The organism is Kordiimonas laminariae, from assembly GCF_023008165.1.
In the GTDB taxonomy this organism is placed as follows: domain Bacteria; phylum Pseudomonadota; class Alphaproteobacteria; order Sphingomonadales; family Kordiimonadaceae; genus Kordiimonas; species Kordiimonas laminariae.
Window position 1 is genome coordinate 281,797 of sequence record NZ_JAKQZA010000003.1, and the last position, 19,261, is coordinate 301,057.

Sequence of the window (19,261 nt, forward strand, 5' to 3'; positions counted from 1 at the left end):
TGATAATATATTTCATTCCCGCTTCCTAAGTTAGCAACTATTATATTTGGCTTCCCGTTACCATTAATATCCCCTGCCGCGATACTGGCAGATAAATAGTTTTCAATGGAAAGATACATAACACTATCATTGCTATAAGAGGGACGAGCTCCTCTCGCTCCTTTTGGTTAGTTATGTGCTCTTCAAGCTTTTCAGTTTTTCAAACACCGTAATTAATATCAGGCTGGCACCGAAAAGTGGGAACACAACTGCTAGAATTACAAGCAGTGCGACAATCCCATACCCTACACGCCAATGGTCAGGCACTTTGGGCAGCCCCCAGTCTCCAACAGGTTTGCGTTTAATATATGAAACCAACCCCGCCAGTGTGCTGAGGGCAAAAACAAGGGCGGTCAGTAACACCGCATACCAGCTGATAAGGCCGTATTCCCCTTGGTGAAGACGCATAGCCACCTGCCGCATATCCATTAGGATACCCACATCATCCCATGTATGGCGCCTGATAAGATCACCGCTGTACTGGTCAAAATGCAGCACCTCCTGATGGCGCAAAAGCAATGACCGGTTAGAAACCGATATAACTCCTTCTGGCCCCTTGGGGAGTTTGATGGTTATCCGGCCTTTAAGTTCTCTTGCTTTCACGACGTCCACTGCGGCATCTAAGGTCATTGGTTGACCGTGAACCACTGATTTCAAGCCCACCGGGCGCTGCCATGTTTTGGGATATCCTGTATCTGTTTGGGCTTGAACCCATTTAAGCTGAGATCCAAAAATATCGGTCCACGGCATCGCACCGGAAAGCAAAACCAGCATGAAAACTGAAAGCCAAAAAGCCAGAACAGAATGGAGATCACGGTAAAAAATCCGTTTTCCTTTGCTGGTCCGAACCGTAAAGAAACCCGCCAGCGAAAAACCAGTTGATGGCCACCACACATAAATGCCCGTCAGGATCAAAACGACGAACCAGCTGGCTGCTAGCTCAACAGTATAAGTGCCGCCTTTCCCCAGCAGCAGTTCACCATGAAGTTTCCTCACAGTCATCATCAAGGTATCAGCAGCTTTCACTGCCCCCAGCGCTTCCCCCGTATAAGGGTTCACATAAATTGTACTTTTGCCCCTGCGCATACCAGAAACAAACTCTGTCGCCTGTGTTGGCTCAGCTGGTAAAATAACACTGGTGATCGGCTGCTTAGCCGAGGCTTGTGCCGCCTTCAATTGATCTGCATAGGGAAGTGTTTCTGCGCCAATCTCAACCTGTTTAAGATGGCTGTAAACACTATCCTCATAATCACCTTTAAACAGGTAAATTATCCCGGTTACCGCAAGCAGGATCATCAAAGGCAGGGTGATAAGCCCTGCAATAATATGCCATTTCCATAGCCAGCGGTTCAGATGTTTATGCTTTTGCATAAGCCTGTTCCTTCCTGCTTAAAATCTGAATGCAATGCCGCCGTAGAAAGTACGGCCATCAATAATACGGAAGTTCCTGCGCCCCGGCCGACCGCCACGAGGCGGGCTATAACTCACTCGGTCAGCAAGCGTATCTGTCAGGTTCAAGGCATGGAACCAGATATCCCACTGCCCAAAACTGTAGGAAGCACGGAAATTAAGCCGTTCCCCTCGGGTGAACTTACCATCCGGATCAATGGAGTTATCATCACGTGTATAATAACCGGTGTAGAAATCGCCCTCGCCTTCAAGAACCAGATTTTCAATAGGCGACCAAGCAGCGCGTACGTTCAAATGGTGGTCAGGTGAACGGCTGATGCGGTTACCACTTAAATCATTGTCGCCGTCATCATCGGGACCAAAGAAAATATCATAAACATTCTTTGCATATGTATGCGTAGCGCTGAAACGCCATTCATCACTCGGTGCATATTCAATAACTGATTCCACGCCCTGGACAGTTACCTGCCCTGCGTTGGTCACCGTTTCAATTTCACCGTCATCTTCTGTTACAAGGAAGTTATTGATACGCGTGTGATAATAGGATGTGTTGATATTCACATCACCAACATTGCCGCGTACACCAACTTCAAAATGATCTGCTTTTTCAGCGTCCAGATTTGGATTAGCTTCAGGACGATCAAGAAATAAATCCCCAATATCAGGTGGCAAGAAACCGCGAGAGTAACCACCCCAAATCTGAATTTTATCCGTGATGTCGTATGTCACGCCAAACTTGGGCGATGTGTTATTAAACTTGCGCTCGAAGGTTTGGCCGTCATTTAGGTCGTTTGTGGTATCAAAAAGAAATTCAGTTCTAAGGGTGATGTCTTCATGACGAACACCCGCGGTGATGTTCAACCTGTCTGTCAGGTCGATGCTGTACTGAGCAAACAAAGACTTAATCTGAAGATCGCTGTCGGAACGGGCAAGAACATCACCTTCCAGCGCAATATCATCACCAGCGTAGTCATCAGTCAGGATATCACCATCAAAGATTTCGCCACCTATGATCAGGTTTGACGTTTCAAAATCATGTCGGTAACTCAGCCTTACATCAAAGCTTTTGTCGGCAGTATCACGCGGCGGAGAAAAACGGCCGTCACCTTGTTCATCTTCAATGCGTCTTACTGCACCAAAATCAAGAAAACCAAAGCCGAAATCATGCTCCAGCTTGAAAGAGTATGCATTGGATTTTGTGCGTTCATTAGATCCTGCTGTACGGCCAACCACCGTTGGGTCAGAGAAAAACTCATTGGCACGCAAATCACCGGGGAATACTTCATCCCTGTTTAGATGTTCATAACGCACAAAAACACGAGTAGCATCGGATGGGCTGTAGATAAGCTTTCCGCTGAACTGATCACGATCATTTTTAAATGTATCTCTAAGGCCATCCAGATTTTGGGTGTTTGCATCAAGGAAAAAGCCAAAACCACCAAATGTACCTGCGGCACTCACGCCTGCTCGGCGGCGGTCAAATGACCCTGCTTCCGCCCAAACACGGCCCTCAAACTCCTCAGGCGCATCACGCGTCACCACATTGATCACACCACCAAAAGCATTATTGGCAAACAGCGCTGAGGATGGGCCTTTGATCACTTCAACACGCTCAATATCAAACGAATTCACAGTGGTGATATCTTGCGTTGCACCGCTATAGGGACTTGCGAGTGGCAAACCATCTACAAGCGGTACGGTATAGCTTTTACCACCAGCCGGAATACGCAGGTTCCGCACCTGCGTTTCGCCAGGGATACGGTCCAGAAGTTCGTCTGGGTCCACAAACCGCAACCGATCAATTTCCGCACGGTTCACAACATGAGACGCGAGCGGCAACTCAGAGAGGTTGGTACCGCCAAGTGTCGCGTTTTTAAAAGCGGCTTCACCAATCACTGTGATAGTTTCAATATCATCGGTATTCGCCTCAGATGGTTCAGTCTCAGTCCGTGCGAAAGCATTTGCTGCAGGCAGCACAGGCAAGGCTGCAAATGCAGCCAGATAAAGGTATTTCATTGTCTGATACTCTTTTAACTTTGATTCAAATTTCGAAAGCAGAAGTTAAAAGATTGGAGGTGCTCTAAGCCCAACAGGCACAAACACTGATGAACGGTAATCAGGGCCTGTCGCCTCTATAAACGGGCCGCTATCCGATACCGCAACAAAAACGGGTAGGTTCAGGTGGTTGGTATCATTTTCAGTGACGGCAAAATTGAAGCAGAATTCACAATCAGCTGCAGTACCGTCTACCTCTTCCCCTTGAAGGGCTAGTAGGTATTTAATGTTAGCAACAGCAGCTGGTGGCAGGCGGCTTTCGCCACAAAGATAGCCAAGGCCACCGCTGGCCGCGTGCTCTGTAGCTTTAACGGCGGCTTGTCCCTGCACGAAAACAACCAACGCAATAAGCATATATTGCACTGTTTTCAGGAACATATTGTTGTTAAGCCGCTTTCTCATAACGCTCCGGTATCATAGAAACCAAAGCGCCACAACCGGATATATTGTTACATGTTGGGGCCAACACTAAGCGCAAGTGCCCGAGAAATATGAGCAAACGGCCGACCGCTCTCTGAAGCACATTTACTGAATGCAGCCTGTACCGCGCGCAAGGCCGTTTTCGATGTCGGGTTTTTATCCACAACGCCGTCCCTTATCAGGGCCTGCACGACATCTCGTGAAAGCACCCAACCATCCCGGCCAATAGACCGCAAGAAATAAGGGCCACTATTACCGCCAAGACGGGTTCCACGTTTCTTGAGCATTTCTAAGAGCCCTGCGAAGTCATCCTGAGGCCATTCAGCAATACATTTTGCGGCAGAACCATATTCATCTTCCAGATCACAAAGAAGGATTGCGTTATCTCGTACAGAAAGGATTTTGGCGCCGTGCCGGACGATACGTGTATCTTTGAGCAAGCTATCCAGATCATCGTCCGACATAAATTTCCAGCGTACAGGAACAAAACCTTCAAACGTTTCCTCAAAGCCCGGCCACTTATTACGGATCACTTTCCAGCTAAAACCGGCCTGAAAAACGGCCTGAGCCATCGCTGCTAAAATACGGTCATCACCCATTTGCTTGATTTCTTCAGCTGAAAGGATATCTGGCATCAGGCTCAGTACTTCATCAGCACTTCCACGATAAGCCACCGCCATTTCAACAAGTTCATCAAACGTACGCACAGTAATTTCCTTTTTTAGTTTACAATAACTTATGGATATGCAGCATTCTGGTCCAGCCTATTTACTGGACCCTCTCGAGGAATTCCTTTAAATATATAGGTTGATGCCTTCATAAAGATAAGGTGTTTAATATTACTGAGTAATCACACGGGGCAAGGCCATAAACGGCTTTGTGTTAAAGAGTTATGGCAAGCGACTATATTAAAAGTTTTGGTTTTCCTCGTTGGGGTGAATATGGCCTCAACAAAGAAACAGAAGCGCTCCAAATGTGTGATTATGTTGGCTGTAGTGAGGTAGGGCCACATCCCGCACCGAAATCCCCTGGTTCTAATGAACGCTGGTATTTCTGCAAAAAGCATGCGGCAGAATATAACCGTAACTGGGATTTCTTCCAGGGTATGAGCGACGAGGAAGCTCAGCGCCACATGCATGATTCAAGTGAAAGCTCAGACGCGTTCGCAAGCGCCAAAACCTTCGAATGGGGCGGTGCGATGGATGAAGACGGTTTCACATCAACAGAGCAATCTGCATTCGATACGCTTGAGGTCGACAGCACAGCAACTCAGGAAGAAATTAAACGCCAATACCGCAAACTTGCAAAGCTTTACCATCCTGACACCAATCCAGGCGATAGCGTGGCAGCGGAAAAGTTCCATCAAGTTCAGCAAGCTTATGACCTGCTCCGTGAGAAAAACTTCCCTGGTTAAAACTGGTTTTACATCCAGTTCACTCTAACTTCTTTCATCGTTCCCATATGGCTTTGAAGGGTCAAGATGACAACCGATCCACAACAAATGCGCAAAGGCATGATAATGGGGGCTATAGCAACCCTTATTTGGGGTGGTTGGCCTGTTGTTACTGAACTTGCGATTGAAGATAACCTAAGCCCCTATCAAGTTGTTCTCCTCAGAACCTTGGTTGCGTTTCCTATTCTTCTGCCTTTTCTATTTCGCGGGAAAAACACCATCAAAGCCTGGGGACAAGTTGTTTGCCTGACCTTCCTTGCCGGGGCGCCCTACAGCCTTCTGGTATCTACCAGCTTTCAATATACCAACGCTACTCATGGTGGGGTTATCATTCCTGGCACTGTTTTATTATTTGGGCTCCTATCCAGCCATTTTATATTAAAAGACCGATTAACCAGAAACCGTCTTCTGGGCGGCTGCGCTATTATAACTGGGTTAGGCCTTCTGGCTTTCGGGGGCAGTTCAGGCGGTGATCAAGCATCGCTTCTCGGGGATGCTCTGTTTTTCGTAGGCGGTTTAATGTGGGGCACTTACACCCTGATGCTCCGAATATGGCCAACGGATGCCATTCTGCTGACAGCACGAATTGCTCTTGTTTCCACCTTCATTATGGGGGCCTATTATCTAGTTACAAACCAGCCTGGGTTAGAAGTACTCCCCACCCGCACAATTATCTTTCAGGGGCTTTGGCAAGGCGCTCTATCTGGTGCGCTCGCTGTGATTTTATTCTCTAAAGGTGTCGCTTTGATGGGCGCAGCCAAAGCGACAGTTATCAACTCCCTTATTCCAGTGATATCAACGGTACTGGCCTTTTTTATTCTGAAAGAAATCCCCAACATGCTTGAAGCAATTGGGTTAATTTTCATTCTTGGCGGCATTACCATTGCGCTTTACGTGAGGAAGGCTAAAAGCGCTTTTGAAAAATCATAATACAGCTTCCTCTCCAGCAACAGACAGCTGCGTCGTCTTAGACAGCGAACCTATCATACAGAAACCAAAGTTTTTCCCATTCAGGCTGATACCTTTCCCTAATTTCTTGTCGCTGTTCATCCTGCAACACAAAAAAATCATCTGAAGGGATGGATAGACTGTCAGTGTTGTGGGGAACAAGCGCTTCTTTATTATCCAAAATTGGCTTGAATTTACGTTCACCTGTCATGGTTTCAAACCAACGTTTCTTAAGCTTATTAGGCCTTAAGGAAACATTCGCCCGTCCTTCTATAGACGTTAAATCAGCTTCGATCTTATAGTCTGTACAAGCAAAGAATTGCTCAACAATCGTATTATGTTCCGACGCACTTTGAGACGCATCAAGTAGAATAATGCGTTCCTTGGAAAAACTGGATGAAAGCCGCGAAATCACTGCGCAATATGAAAGAATATCATTTCCATATTGAGCATAAAGGTCTGAAACCGAACCTACAAAATGAGATTTTTTAATTAACTGATTATAAGCTGACTGTATCAATTCCACATGTGGTCGAACACAAATGACAAGCTTATAATCAATTCCGTTTAGAGTTTCTGATAACAGTCGATCAAAATCCTGCCCGGCACGTAAGGCAGCTATCATTGCAAGTTCGCTGGAGACAAACACATCCTTCCCGCTTTTCAAGTAAAAGGATTTGAAGTGCGACCATACCCCCCTAAAGACAAAGGCAGGTATTTTGGAAATAGTCCCCTCTTCCCTCATAATCGGAAGAAAAAGCGAATGATGGCCTAAACCATTTAGAAATCGATTATTGGGAAAATGCAAACCAACTTTATTCAAGTGCTCAGCATTCTGGATAAACCATTTCTGAAGAAAAGTAGAGCCCGCCTTTGGCAAACCTATATGGATATACAACATGGTGCCCCGCCTCACCTGATTGATCTGTTGCTTTGCGGGAATATTTACAATTTACGTTCAAACTTCCTTGCATCCTTGATTTCATTTCATCAAAGAACTGACGTAATACAAAGATATCCGATAAGTGCTCAATACTTTTATAAGCCACCCAACAATGTGTAGCCACTCGCCCCTCAAAGTATAGAAAACTTATTCATGATACCAATAGCTGTCAACTATCTACTTTAGGAAGAGTTTCTTAATTCCTCAATTCTTGTAAACGTTTTTGTTGCCTGAGATTTTCATCAAAGTTTTCTGGTTCAAACCACGCTTGGTATCCAACTTTCAGCGCTGGCCAATCACTATCGATCATGGCGTACCAAGCTGTATCTCTGTTAACACCTTTTGAAACCATATCGTTACGGAAAACACCTTCAAAACGGAAGCCATAGCGTATCGCTGCATTCATGGACGCCTGGTTCGCAGAATTACATTTCCATTCAAAACGCCGGTACCCTAGATTATCAAACAAATGTGCAGCCAACAGATAAAGCGCTTCTGTTGCTATCCTAGTGCGCTTTAGCTTAGGACCATAGGCCACGCACCCTACTTCTGCACTGCCGTGCTCTGCACGGATACGCATCAAGCTGAACATCCCCAGAATTTCACCTGATGCCCGCTCTTTGATAACAAGCGTTTCCCAATCACCCTCTTCATGCACTTTACATAGGAAGTTTGCGAAATCAGCCTCGCTGAGAAATGGTCCAATTGGCATATAGTGCCAGATTTCAGCATTGTCTTGACCACCCACCGCAGCAAACAATCCTTCCAGATGTTCTTGCCTTTGGTATGGTTCGATAATGGCATAGCTACCCACACATATTTCTTGGCCCGGATGTTTGCACCCTGCCCAGTTTTGCAAATCATCAGTCATTTATCTGTGCTCCGGCGGGATGTTTTTAATCTCTTGTGCAAAAACTACATGTGATGTTTTGTCCACCGGCTTCAGAACGCGCTTTCTGGATGCAGGTTGATGCTGAATAGATACACCTTGGCCGTGCTCTGTTTTCACCCGTGAGGGCCGAGGGGAAAAACCACCTCCACAATTGGGGCAAACATTCCCCAAAACATCTTCCACACAATCCCTACAAAAAGTGCATTCATAGCTACAGATCATGGCCTCCGTACTATTCGAAGGTAGATCACAATCACAATTTTCACAGTTGGGGCGCATCTCTAGCATTATTTGTTCCAATCATAGGCAGGCATTAAGCCGTAATTTAAAGATGCCCTCTCACCTTCCGGAGCAGCCTGTGGCTGCAACTGGTTGGTAGCCAAGGGCACGACACCAGCCCATACCGGATACTCTGCTTCTTCAGGATCACCGGGTGGTGCAGCCCTTACCTTGGCGGCCGCATCCTCAATTTCCATTACAAGAAGCCCGGTGGCTTTTCTTTCCTGATCTGTCATTGGTCTCAATTGAGGCCACCGCCCGGGAGCAAGCATTTCAAAAAACAGCTCCATCTGGCGGTCAAATTCAGCCTCATCTGTAACCAGCTCTGGCATGCCGTAACAAATTACAGACCTGTAGTTAACACTGGTACTAAAAGCCGAACGTGCCAACACCAAACCATCCAGATGTGTTACACTTACTGCGGCAGGATTACCCATGGCCAAATGCCGGATCATCATACTTTTGCTACTACCATGCCAATAGAGTTTATTGCCTTCCCGCCAATGACACGTGGGAATAATATGAGGCTGTCCCTCTATCTCAAAACTCACGTGGCACAAAAAATGGCTATCAAGTATGCCGTAAACCGTCGCCTCATCATAAAGCGCTCTGTTATGCCCCCGCTTTACCCGGTTACGAGAATTAATTCCAAAACTACCGTCAGCCATAATCTATCTACCTTGTGCCTTTAACTATGGCAAAAGTGACGTTAAAGTAATCCTATTAAAAGAACCATTTTTTATAAAAATGATAGAACCACTATGAAAAACTCTATAGCTGATCTGTGGCACTTCTCCCTTTCTCCAGCAGGCCAACACACCTTGCAGGAACAACTGCATGATCAAATCAGAGACCAGATACTAAGCGGTACTATCAAGCCCAATGTTAAATTACCGTCCTCCCGCATGTTGGCTTCTCGACTTGGTATTGGAAGAAATACAGTAGTTTATGCCTATGAACAGTTGATCGCGGAAGGATATTTGGAAACCCGGAAGGGCGCAGGCACCTTCAGTTGTCATAAAGTTCCAGATGAGTTTTTAAACGCTGGAGAGCCAGCTCATTCGTCATCTCTACCTTCTCGAAATACTGCGAGCACAAACCTACATTCAGGCATGGCAGCGCTTGATCAATTTCCTTATGAAATTTGGACCAAATACACTAACAAAGCATGGCGGAAAGTAACGAAGCAGCAACTCCATCACGACGACCCAATGGGGTATTATCCTCTCAGGCAGAATATCGCAGAATATCTACAAGCAAGCCGCAACATTAAATGTAGCTATGAACAAATAATGATCGTTTCGGGTTTGCAACAAGGCTTATTCATCTTATCAAAATCACTTCTTCACAGTGAAGATCAGATTATTCTGGAAGACCCTGGATACTACGGTCTTGTTGCTTCAGCACAAGCTAGCGGCTTCCCAATTCATAACCTGCCAATTGATATATCTGGTGCTACGTTACCCAAACAGACAAAAGGCCTGCTGGTCACCAGCCCGTCTCGACAGTACCCTTACGGTTATACCATGCCGCACGGTAGGCGAGCGGAGCTGCTCAAATGGGCATATGAAACAAAAAGCCTCATCCTCGAGGATGATTATGATAGCGAGTTCCGGTATAGCGGGCGTCCACTTAACAGCATGCAGGGTCTCGATGGCGGTAAACGTGTTATCTATGGTGGGACATTTTCAAAAACCATCTTCCCCGCCTTCAGGCTGGGTTATCTCGTAATCCCAAAACACCTGATCGATCCGGTACTGAACTTTAGGAAAGCAATCGATAGCTATCCTGGCCTTGTAAACCAACTAAGCCTTCATGCCTTTATGGAAAGTGGTGAGTTTGCACGCCATATCCGTAAACTACGAAAGATACATGGCCGACGGCAAAAGGCTTTCATTGAGCTTTTCACCAAACATCTAGGGGATCTGTTTGCTCTTTTGCCAAGCGATGGTGGCTTGCATCTGGTTGCGACCCCATACAGTACAGTATTAGGCAAAGACACACGGTGGTGCGAACTAGCACATAATGCTGCTATTGGCGCTGCTCCCCTGAGCCAATGCTTCAGAGCCACAAGCAAAAAGCACGGTATGCTTCTCGGGTTTGCCGATATACCGGATATTGATTTAGAAGAACGCCTGAAAAAATTCTCAAATACTATCCGGTCAGAAACAGACTATTAATCAATTCCTGTCCATAGTAACGTTACCGAAAGTAAGCGTATCTGGTGGGGACCTTAAGGTCAGGAGTGAAATATGAAAAAGCATGTAACTGCCGCACTTTGTGCTGGGCTATTAACAAGCACAGCAATCGCGGCAGATGATGATTGGGGTTATGGCGCAAACGATGGCCCGGCAAAATGGGGAGACCTTAACCCAACATACGCAGCCTGTTCGCTTGGAACCCTACAATCACCTATCGATCTTGAAGGTACAGAACCAGTGGCTATGCACCGCCTGAGAACACATTATGATGTTTCAGGTGTGAATATGCGGAATGCTGAGCACACGATTACCGCAACATATGATATGGGCAATATGCTTCATGTTGGCCAAAAAAGCTTTATGTTGAAGAATTTCAAATTCCATACCCCTTCTGAACACACAGTATCCGGCGAACGCTTTCCCATGGAAATTCAGTTTATGCATGAAAGCGCAAACGGCACACCTGCTATCGTTTCAGTTCTTGTAAAAGAAGGATCGGAAAACAAAGCCGCCAAAGAGTTATGGAACTATCTTCCGCTTGAACCGGGCCAATCATCCAAAAATGACAAAATTTATATAAATGCTCGCGATTTTATGCCGCAGGATAAAAGCTACTACCGCTACATGGGTTCTTATACCACGCCGCCGTGCACTGAAGGGGTTAATTGGTATGTGTTAAAAACACCAGTTGAAATGTCCGCACAGCAAATCTCAATGGTACGCGGATTGATTGGCAGCGGTACTGCACGCCCAACACAGCCACGAAATAACAGGATTATCCTAGATGCAAACCCAGAATAACACATTCGGCAAAGCAACTAAGACCAGCCTGTTCATTCTTGCTACGACGTTGGTTGCAGCTTGTTCAGGCGGAGGAAGTTCAAAACTACCTACAGCTCAAACGGGGCGTACTATCGAAATGCCTCGCGCAGCGCTTTCCGCTTTGTGCCAGAACGCCCCGGTGGAAGCACTAGACCTGCTTTCTGAAGAGCCTATGGCCTCACCGGCAGATCGTTTCTTTGTGGCCGCAGCCCTTGAGCGTGGCGGCATGGTAACGCGAGCCAGACAAATTTATGCAGGCCTGATGCAAACCAACACCCGCGAGAGTGTTTCTATTCTATGTGGTGATGAAATTATCGCATACGGGCCTGTTCCCAATGAAGCAGGCAGGCGTTTAGCTGTAATTTCCCGGGATATGGCACTTTTAGACGCCAATCTCAGGCCCACCCGCCCTCTTCACAAAGGCCTACCTGCAAGCAGCAAACCACAACAAACTGTTTTGCCCGCGGCTGGAAAGCCAACACCAAGGCGCACTAAAGGCCCCGTAACCAGCCTCCCCCGGCCGACAACAAACAGCCCATTTGGTAACTGGTTTGTGCATTTATCTTCATACCGTTCAATGGATAATGCCATTAAAAACCGCCCAACTCTGGAAACTAAGTACCCGGCATTAAAAGGGTTTATAGACCAGTGGGAAGTAGACAGCGGCGGCACAGCTATTCGCCTGGGTGTTCGTCTACAAGATAAATCAGAAGCAGACCGACTGTGTGCAGCCATTAAAAACAGTGGTAATTACTGCGCGGTAATGGATACATCACGTTAAAATCTAACCCAGCCATATAATAAAAATTTCATATTCAGGCTGGTCTTAAACGTGCGCGATACCTATGATGGCGCAAATTTTACTGGTCAGGGTTGGGCCAGCATAACAATAATACACTCTGTAATGATTTAAGGGGAGAATGGGATTATGGCTGGAGCTACTGGTCACCAGCAGTGGTCATCACGCTGGACTTTTATGCTCGCGGCAGTCGGTAGTGCTGTTGGGCTTGGTAATATCTGGAAATTTCCATATGAAGCAGGCGAAGGCGGCGGCGGTGCGTTCGTACTTGTGTATCTGGCATTTGTATTCGCCATTGGCCTGCCGTGCCTGATCGCCGAGCTTTCGCTTGGGCGTCGTGGTCAACTTTCGCCAATTGGCTCCATGAGCAAAATCGCCGAAGAGGAAGGCCGCAGCAAGCTTTGGTCTCTTCTTGGTTGGTCTGGAGTTCTCGGCGGCTTTATCGTTCTTAGCTTTTATTCTGTAGTGGGCGGTTGGGTTCTTTATTATATTGTTGAAGCTTTCACTGGTTTCGAAGGATATGACGCTGCTAAATCAGGTGCCACATTCACGGCCTTTATCACTGATCCTACAAAGCCGATCATCGCTCACGCTGCATTCTTGTTCATAACACTGGGTATCGTGGCACGCGGCGTTCAGGGCGGCTTGGAGAAGGCTGTAACCTTCTTGATGCCAGCGCTTTTTGTTCTACTACTCGGCTTGATGATTTATTCCGGTATCACCGCAGATTTTGGTGCAGCAGTAAACTTCCTGTTCAGCCCAGATTTCAGTAAACTGACAGGTGATAAGGTACTACAGGCTCTTGGTCTTTCATTCTTCTCGCTATCACTAGCGCTTGGTTCGATCATGACCTACGGTTCATACCTGACAAAAGATATCAACATCACACGCTCAGCTTTCACAATCGCAACAGCGGATAGTGCTGTAGCTCTTATGGCTGGTCTTGCGATTTTCCCGATTGTATTCGCATACGATTTGAACCCTGGCCAGAGCGTTGGTCTTGTATTCACAACACTACCAATTGCCTTTGGTCAGATGCCTTCTATCGTGGCAATCCTGTTCTTCTTCCTGCTAACAGTAGCAGCGGTTACAAGTGCGATTTCGCTTCTTGAGCCTGCAGTTGCCTATGTGGAAGAACGCACAGGCATTGACCGTAAAAAAGTAGCTATCATTATTGGTCTGGCAGCATTTGTACTTGGTACTCTTTCCGCATGGGGTCAGAGCGGTAACATGCTTGGCGATGTGAAGCTCTTTGGCCTCGATATCATGAGCGTTAAAGATTATCTCACTAACAACATCATGATGCCACTGGGTGGGATGTTCATCGCAATCTTCGTAGGTTGGTTTGCAAGCCGTAAGAACATGATGGAAGAACTGGCTATGGAAGATAGCACCTTCAAAATCTGGTACTTCCTTGTGCGCTTCGTTTGCCCGGTTGCGATTGGCGCAGTGTTTGTTTCACTGATTATCTAAATCAGCTGACATAAAGATAAAAGAAAGGCCCTCAATCGAGGGCCTTTTTTATTGGTCGTCTGCTTCGCTTTTATTGATAAGTTTAAGAAGATGAAGCAAAAGCATGTTCGCCCATACTAGGGCTGCCCACAACACACCATCGCTTGACCAGTCCATCATATGTGAAAGGGCTGCAATCCACGAAATCACTGCCATATATACTGCCAGATGGATAAAAAAGCCCTTCCAGTTAAGGCTATTCACCTGTTCGTCCATTTTTTCCTCAACATCCTGTTTTGCATAGGAAGACAGCTTTATCTGCAAATCAGAAAGCGATAGCCCGAAAGCCGCTGCGAGGGCATTTTGAGAATCCAAACCCGCATTCGCGCCATTTTCAATACGCTGAATAGTACGCCCGCTGATGCCACTGATATCTGCCAACTGTTGCTGTGACCATCCTCGTTCCAGTCGCAACTTTTTTATGCTCATTAAATTGTCCATTACTGTTTCCAGATGATGAAATGTTAAACGAACAGCGGCATCCCTCGCTACGTCAGTTGGGGGACAACACCTCGACAGTCATAAGACAAAGCTTGAAAAAAAAAGGGTAAAAAAACCTCTTTTTCCTCACTCACTACGAAGATAAATAATATCACCATCTACCATGGTCATCATAGCTTTGGCTTTAGGAATATCGCTTTCTATGGCGGTCATTAGATCGGTATCAAACGCAGTGAGATCGGCCTTTTTACCAACTGCAATACTACCGAGTTCTTCTTCCTGAAAAGATGCGATTGCTGGCCACAGGGTAAACATCTTCAGCGCTTCAGCACGCGTGAGTGCTTCATCTTCGTGCCAATTATCAGCCTGAAAACCATTCAGATCTTTCCGGGCAGTTGCCGCATAAAACTCAATAAGCGGATCACCCTTTTCGACAGGCGCATCCGAACCACCAGCGATAATAACACCGCTATCGATCAGACTAGACCATGCATAAGCGCCATCAAGACGTTCATCGCCCAAACGATCTGGTGCAAAGTGCAAATCACCAATCGCGTGCGAGGGCTGCATACTTGGGATAACTCCAAGCTGCTGATACCTGAGAATATCCTCCTGATTTACGATCTGGGTATGTTCATCGCGCCACCGCGGATTCTCAACAGGTCGCGCTATCGCGGGTACAGTGTTCATAGCTTCTTCAAACCAATCAAGAAGCATACGGTTTGCACGGTCACCAATGGCATGCATGTTTACCTGAATGCCTTCATTCAGTGCTTCAACCAGCATCGGCATAGTGTCTTCTTTGGTGATCAGCACAAGACCTGAAGTATCTGCGTCTGAATAGGGCTCAATAAGAGCTGCACCACGAGAGCCTAGTGCACCATCCATATAAAGCTTGATCGCACGGGTAATAATTGTACCGTCATCACTGACACGAGCACCAGAAGCAAAAAGATCAGTAGCAGCTTCCGGCACTACACTATTATACACGCGTATTTTCACACCATCGCTATCAGAAAGTCCTTCCAGCTGGTCAACTTCACCCCAGCTTACAGACATATTATGCATGCCAGTCCAACCACGGGAGGCATAAACTTCACCCCCCTTAATCAAACGCTCTGCAATATCTTCGTCTGTTGTTTCAGGCACCAAATCATTCAGCAGAGATTGCGCAGCATCCACAAGCATACCTGTATTTTCACCAAGCTTGTTGCGAACAATTTCACCGCCAAACGGTGCTTCAGTTTCACTGGTGATACCAGCCAACTCAAAAGCTTTGGAATTAGCGACGAGCGCATGACCATCTGCGCGCCGAAGAATAACGGGCACATCAGATACAACATCATCAATATCCCAGCGTGATGGAAAACGTTTTTCCGGCCAGTGCGTTTCAATCCATCCTCTGCCGGTAACCACAACATCATCAGGGTGAGAAGCCCGCCACGCCAGCACTGCGCCCTTGAAAGCAGAAAGAGATTTTACAGTATCCAAATTCAGTGATAGCTCCCGATTTCCAATACCTGAAAGGTGGGCATGAGCATCAACAAACCCCGGGAATAACGTATTACCATCCAAATCGATAATTCGTGTTTCTGCTCCTTGCAGTAACTCCACTTCAGCTCTTGATCCAACAGCAATAAAACGACCATTCTTAATAGCGACCGCTTCCACTTGCGGCTTTGTATCATCAGCGGTGTAAATCATGCCACCCCATATAATGGTATCTGCTACCTGCTGTTCTTCAGCAGCCAGAGGTGCCGAATCTTCCTGCAGGAAATCATCCTGCGCCCAAGCTGGTGTTGCAAGTACCATGGCTAAAAACAGTGACTTGAGATATCGCATTATTATAGGCCTCTCTTGAATGTTGGCCCTATGCTAATCGCGCATATGAATAAGTACAAGAATGAACAGAGAACATACTTATTTTATCGCTTGAATTTTCTTTTACTTGCGCGGCCTTATGCTATTCGTCAAAATACAGGCCCTTATCTTTGCCTAGAGGAAACGAAGCATACATGCGCGGGCTTTTTGTAGCATTGCTTATATTCATGTGGATGCCACTGGCAGTCTTCAAACCACAAATTGGTGTTTTGGTTTGGAGCTGGGTGTCACATATGGTGCCTCAAAGCTACACATATAACTTTGCCAGAGGCTTTCCTTTCCTTGTAACAGTGGCTGGCGTCACTATTATTGGTATGTTTCTTAGTAGGGATAAAAACCGACTTGCTTGGCACCCGGCAATCGTCGCAATGCTTATGTATTGGGCTTGGGTTCTGATCACTACTGCAGCGGCTATGGAGCCCAGTGTTTCACAACCAAAACTGATTCATGTTTCCAAGGTAATGCTTTTCGCGATTTTATCGACCGTGATTATGCAGTCGCCTAATCGTTTAAAAGCCTTTGTTTGGGTCATGTTTGCTTCGCTGGCATTCATTGGCATTAAAGGGGGATTATTTACAGTCCTGACCGGTGGGAACTCAAGAGTACAGGGCGCAGGCGGCATGATGGGTGATAACAATCAGCTTGCCATGGCTATGTCGATGCTTATTCCATTTGCTATTTATATGGCGATGCACCCCCCAACTAAATTACTAAAATGGCCTCTGCGCGGTGCCGCTATTTTAATACCGATATCTGTCGTTGGAACACACTCTCGTGGTGGCTTCGTGGCGCTTTTAGGCGTGGTAGGGATGCTGGTCTTAAAAACTAAACGCAAGTTTCTCACCCTATTTGTGATTGCCATAGTAGGCGTAGCAGCTGTCGCCTTTATGCCTCAAAGCTGGAAGAACCGTATTGAAAGTACAGAAAGCGCCACAGAAGATAATAGTTTTCTTGGCCGTGTATCCATGTGGAAGTTCTCAACCAATGTTGTGGAAGACGAGCCTGTTTTTGGCGCTGGTTTTGATATCTTTTATGTTCGCCATGCTGCGGAATTATGGATGCCTCCTGGCTACAAAGCCCGGGCACCACATTCGATCTATTTTGAGGTATTAGCAGAGCATGGATATACAGGGCTTATACTGTTTTTAACTATGTTGTTTACGGGCTGGTATGCTGGAGGCAGCCAAGCCAAACTTTACCGCAAGTATGAAGAAACGAAATGGGTAGGGGACCTGTGTTGGGCGTGCCAGCTATCGCTGGTAGCCTACGCCATTGGCGGTCTTACGGTAAATATCGCTACTTTTGACGTATTTTACCATATATTAGCGATCGTTGTGATGAGTTCGGTGGTTGGTGAACAATTGCGCGCCGGGAAGCTTACCCTTATATCAACAGGGGAAGTATATGGTGCAAAGCAAGAAAGCACCAAATGGACACCGGGAGGTGCCGCCGCGGCGCAAACATCCCGCGGGGATAAAGAAAAATCCACTCAGGTACGGTTAGACAACTAGTCTTTGGTATTTTCGGTATTTTGCTGATAGATAGAAACGGCGTCTGTGCTTTTTCTGGCACCAAATTTTGCAACAAGCACACCAACCAACGCGCCTGCACCAATAATGGCAGCAAACATCAAAAGAAATGCAAAGACGGACGTCCATAAGCTGTACGTGCTTTCGCATGCGCCATCACAAGCTGCGTCATTAACACCGCCATATTCAGAATAAAAACCCAGATAAATAAAACCAGATAACCCTACCAGCATTAAGATAGCTTTTGTGGTGATAAACGGACGGTCACGTAGCCGCTTACGTTTCTTGATATATTGGTTCTCAGACATAGCCGCAATATGGGCTCATGCTCCTCAACAATCAAGCAATCAAATATCAATAGAATGTTTCTTTAAAGCATGCCTGAACTGATCATAACTCAATCCGGTAAACTTTGCCGCTGCTCTTTGATTATACTTATTCTCTGTCAGCGCATGTTTCAGAAGCTCCGTTTCGTAGGCATTAACTTGCGTACGGAAACAAAACTCATCAGTAGGCAAGGCAACACTTGGCTCTTTTGAGATTTCAGCTTCGGCCTTTGGCGTGTCTAACTCTTGTTGGCGGCGATTTGTTTTTGTCTTAGGCCTGTATGGGCTGTCGAAAGGATCAAAGATAATATCACCCACCGGTGCTTCACCATCCCACGCACAGTAAATTGCCCGCTCAACCACATTCTTCAATTCACGAATATTGCCCGGCCATGCATATTCAAGCATGGCATCCATGGCATCTTTCGTGAACCCTGGGAACTGGAGCCATTCCAGATCACTTGCCATTTGCATCCCAAAATGCTCAGCGAGCACTGGAATATCTTCTGACCGTTCCCGAAGTGGCGGCACGGTAATCACGTCAAAAGCTAAACGGTCAAGAAGGTCATGGCGAAACTCGCCTGCCTCAGCCGCAGACGGCAGATCAATGTTCGTAGCTGCTATAATGCGTACATTAACAGTAAGCGTTTCCGTACCGCCAACACGTTCAAATTCACCATACTCGATAACCCTGAGTAGCTTTTCCTGAGCTGCGGCGCTCATAGTACCAATCTCGTCAAGAAACAGGCTCCCGTCATCAGCTACTTCAAAGCGCCCCTTACGGCGTTTTTGCGCGCCAGTAAAAGCGCCAGCTTCATAACCAAACAACTCACTTTCAAGCAAGGTTTCCGGAAGTGCCGCGCAATTCACCTTTTGATATGTGTTGTTCCAACGGTTGGAAAGATAGTGCAAGCGGGCTGCAATCATTTCTTTACCCGTCCCGCGCTCACCGATGACCAACATGGGTTTATCAAGAGGAGCTGCCCGACTGATTTTATCCATCATATCAAGAAGCGCAGGAGATGATCCGATCATCTGATCCGAGTGACTTGCCATTTACCAATCCATAGTAATTTTCACTAATTATTAGTAATTATTTATTTCCTAAATAACAGTTATTCAAGCACTCAAAAATAAAATCGTTTAAAAACAATAACTTAATTTTTTTCTCAAAACTGGCACACCCCCTGCAAAGTATAGGACGTCAGCAAACAAAACGACTGACAAACATAAAAAAGAATACAGACAGCGAAATTAAAATTAGAGGAAACAGAACGATGCAAACACAATCAGCAAATACAAAAAGAGGCC

Annotated in this window: 19 protein-coding genes; 7 read left to right on the top strand and 12 right to left on the bottom strand. The window is 46.3% G+C overall.

Annotated elements, in window-relative coordinates; genetic code table 11:
- Positions 1–171: 171 nt before the first annotated feature.
- Genes MF542_RS07325 through MF542_RS07340 form a run of 4 tightly spaced genes read right to left on the bottom strand, consistent with a single transcriptional unit; the run spans position 172 to position 4,631 of the window.
- Positions 172–1,410 (bottom strand): PepSY-associated TM helix domain-containing protein, encoded by a 1,239-nt coding sequence (locus MF542_RS07325; RefSeq protein WP_247017497.1) that lies wholly within the window; start codon positions 1,408–1,410, stop codon positions 172–174.
- Positions 1,411–1,428: 18 nt separating this feature from the next.
- Positions 1,429–3,465, bottom strand: a complete 2,037-nt coding sequence (locus MF542_RS07330; protein WP_247017499.1) for a TonB-dependent receptor — start codon at positions 3,463–3,465, stop codon at positions 1,429–1,431.
- 45 nt (positions 3,466–3,510) lie between these two features.
- Positions 3,511–3,906, bottom strand: coding sequence for a hypothetical protein (locus MF542_RS07335; protein ID WP_247017501.1), 396 nt, complete (start codon positions 3,904–3,906; stop codon positions 3,511–3,513).
- Between the two features lie 47 nt (positions 3,907–3,953).
- Complete coding sequence (locus MF542_RS07340) at positions 3,954–4,631, bottom strand: DNA-3-methyladenine glycosylase I (RefSeq protein ID WP_247017503.1); 678 nt, start codon at positions 4,629–4,631, stop codon at positions 3,954–3,956.
- A gap of 185 nt (positions 4,632–4,816) precedes the next feature.
- On the opposite strand from MF542_RS07340, the gene MF542_RS07345 reads away from it, so the two are divergent.
- Together MF542_RS07345 and MF542_RS07350 are read left to right on the top strand one after the other, a co-directional pair.
- Positions 4,817–5,338 carry a DnaJ domain-containing protein gene (locus tag MF542_RS07345; protein WP_247017505.1) on the top strand — a complete coding sequence of 174 codons (522 nt, stop codon included), beginning with the start codon at positions 4,817–4,819 and terminating at the stop codon, positions 5,336–5,338.
- A 66-nt stretch (positions 5,339–5,404) separates the two neighbouring features.
- Positions 5,405–6,307: a DMT family transporter gene (locus MF542_RS07350; RefSeq protein WP_247017507.1), complete on the top strand. Its 903-nt coding sequence runs from the start codon at positions 5,405–5,407 to the stop codon at positions 6,305–6,307.
- 37 nt (positions 6,308–6,344) lie between these two features.
- On the opposite strand, the gene MF542_RS07355 is transcribed toward MF542_RS07350, so the two are convergent.
- From MF542_RS07355 to MF542_RS07370, 4 genes are all read right to left on the bottom strand, one after another.
- Positions 6,345–7,148, bottom strand: coding sequence for a hypothetical protein (locus MF542_RS07355; protein ID WP_247017509.1), 804 nt, complete (start codon positions 7,146–7,148; stop codon positions 6,345–6,347).
- 316 nt (positions 7,149–7,464) lie between these two features.
- Entirely contained in the window at positions 7,465–8,139 is a 675-nt protein-coding gene (locus tag MF542_RS07360; RefSeq protein WP_247017511.1) for a GNAT family N-acetyltransferase, read from the bottom strand.
- Positions 8,140–8,448, bottom strand: a complete 309-nt coding sequence (locus MF542_RS07365; RefSeq protein WP_343264861.1) for a DUF1272 domain-containing protein — start codon at positions 8,446–8,448, stop codon at positions 8,140–8,142.
- Positions 8,448–9,107: a pyridoxamine 5'-phosphate oxidase family protein gene (locus tag MF542_RS07370; RefSeq protein ID WP_247017513.1), complete on the bottom strand. Its 660-nt coding sequence runs from the start codon at positions 9,105–9,107 to the stop codon at positions 8,448–8,450. Before MF542_RS07370 ends, MF542_RS07365 begins: the two co-directional genes overlap by 1 nt.
- A 93-nt stretch (positions 9,108–9,200) precedes the next feature.
- On the opposite strand from MF542_RS07370, the gene pdxR reads away from it, so the two are divergent.
- The 4 genes from pdxR to MF542_RS07390 all read left to right on the top strand — a co-directional run bounded on the left by pdxR (position 9,201) and on the right by MF542_RS07390 (position 13,734).
- Positions 9,201–10,619 (top strand): MocR-like pyridoxine biosynthesis transcription factor PdxR, encoded by a 1,419-nt coding sequence (gene pdxR, locus MF542_RS07375; protein WP_247017515.1) that lies wholly within the window; start codon positions 9,201–9,203, stop codon positions 10,617–10,619.
- A 72-nt stretch (positions 10,620–10,691) separates the two neighbouring features.
- Complete coding sequence (locus MF542_RS07380; protein ID WP_247017517.1) at positions 10,692–11,441, top strand: carbonic anhydrase; 750 nt, start codon at positions 10,692–10,694, stop codon at positions 11,439–11,441.
- Positions 11,425–12,243, top strand: coding sequence for an SPOR domain-containing protein (locus tag MF542_RS07385; protein WP_247017519.1), 819 nt, complete (start codon positions 11,425–11,427; stop codon positions 12,241–12,243). The genes MF542_RS07380 and MF542_RS07385 overlap by 17 nt, the downstream gene beginning before the upstream one ends.
- A gap of 147 nt (positions 12,244–12,390) precedes the next feature.
- Positions 12,391–13,734, top strand: coding sequence for a sodium-dependent transporter (locus MF542_RS07390; RefSeq protein ID WP_247017521.1), 1,344 nt, complete (start codon positions 12,391–12,393; stop codon positions 13,732–13,734).
- A 48-nt stretch (positions 13,735–13,782) separates the two neighbouring features.
- On the opposite strand, the gene MF542_RS07395 is transcribed toward MF542_RS07390, so the two are convergent.
- A complete protein-coding gene (locus MF542_RS07395) occupies positions 13,783–14,202 on the bottom strand; it encodes a helix-turn-helix domain-containing protein (RefSeq protein ID WP_247017522.1) in 420 nt (139 codons plus the stop codon).
- Positions 14,203–14,340: 138 nt separating this feature from the next.
- Positions 14,341–16,056, bottom strand: coding sequence for an amidohydrolase (locus MF542_RS07400; RefSeq protein ID WP_247017524.1), 1,716 nt, complete (start codon positions 16,054–16,056; stop codon positions 14,341–14,343).
- 173 nt (positions 16,057–16,229) lie between these two features.
- Between MF542_RS07400 and MF542_RS07405 the strand changes: the two genes are divergently transcribed.
- Positions 16,230–17,606, top strand: coding sequence for a putative O-glycosylation ligase, exosortase A system-associated (locus MF542_RS07405; protein ID WP_247017526.1), 1,377 nt, complete (start codon positions 16,230–16,232; stop codon positions 17,604–17,606).
- Here the strand turns inward: MF542_RS07405 and MF542_RS07410 are convergent.
- Both MF542_RS07410 and pspF read right to left on the bottom strand, forming a co-directional pair.
- Entirely contained in the window at positions 17,603–17,932 is a 330-nt protein-coding gene (locus MF542_RS07410) for a hypothetical protein (protein ID WP_247017528.1), read from the bottom strand. The genes MF542_RS07405 and MF542_RS07410 overlap by 4 nt on opposite strands.
- 39 nt (positions 17,933–17,971) lie before the next feature.
- The gene (gene pspF / locus MF542_RS07415) at positions 17,972–19,006 is read right to left on the bottom strand and encodes a phage shock protein operon transcriptional activator (protein ID WP_247017530.1); all 1,035 of its coding nucleotides are present in this window, start codon (positions 19,004–19,006) and stop codon (positions 17,972–17,974) included.
- Between the last annotated feature and the right edge of the window lie 255 nt (positions 19,007–19,261).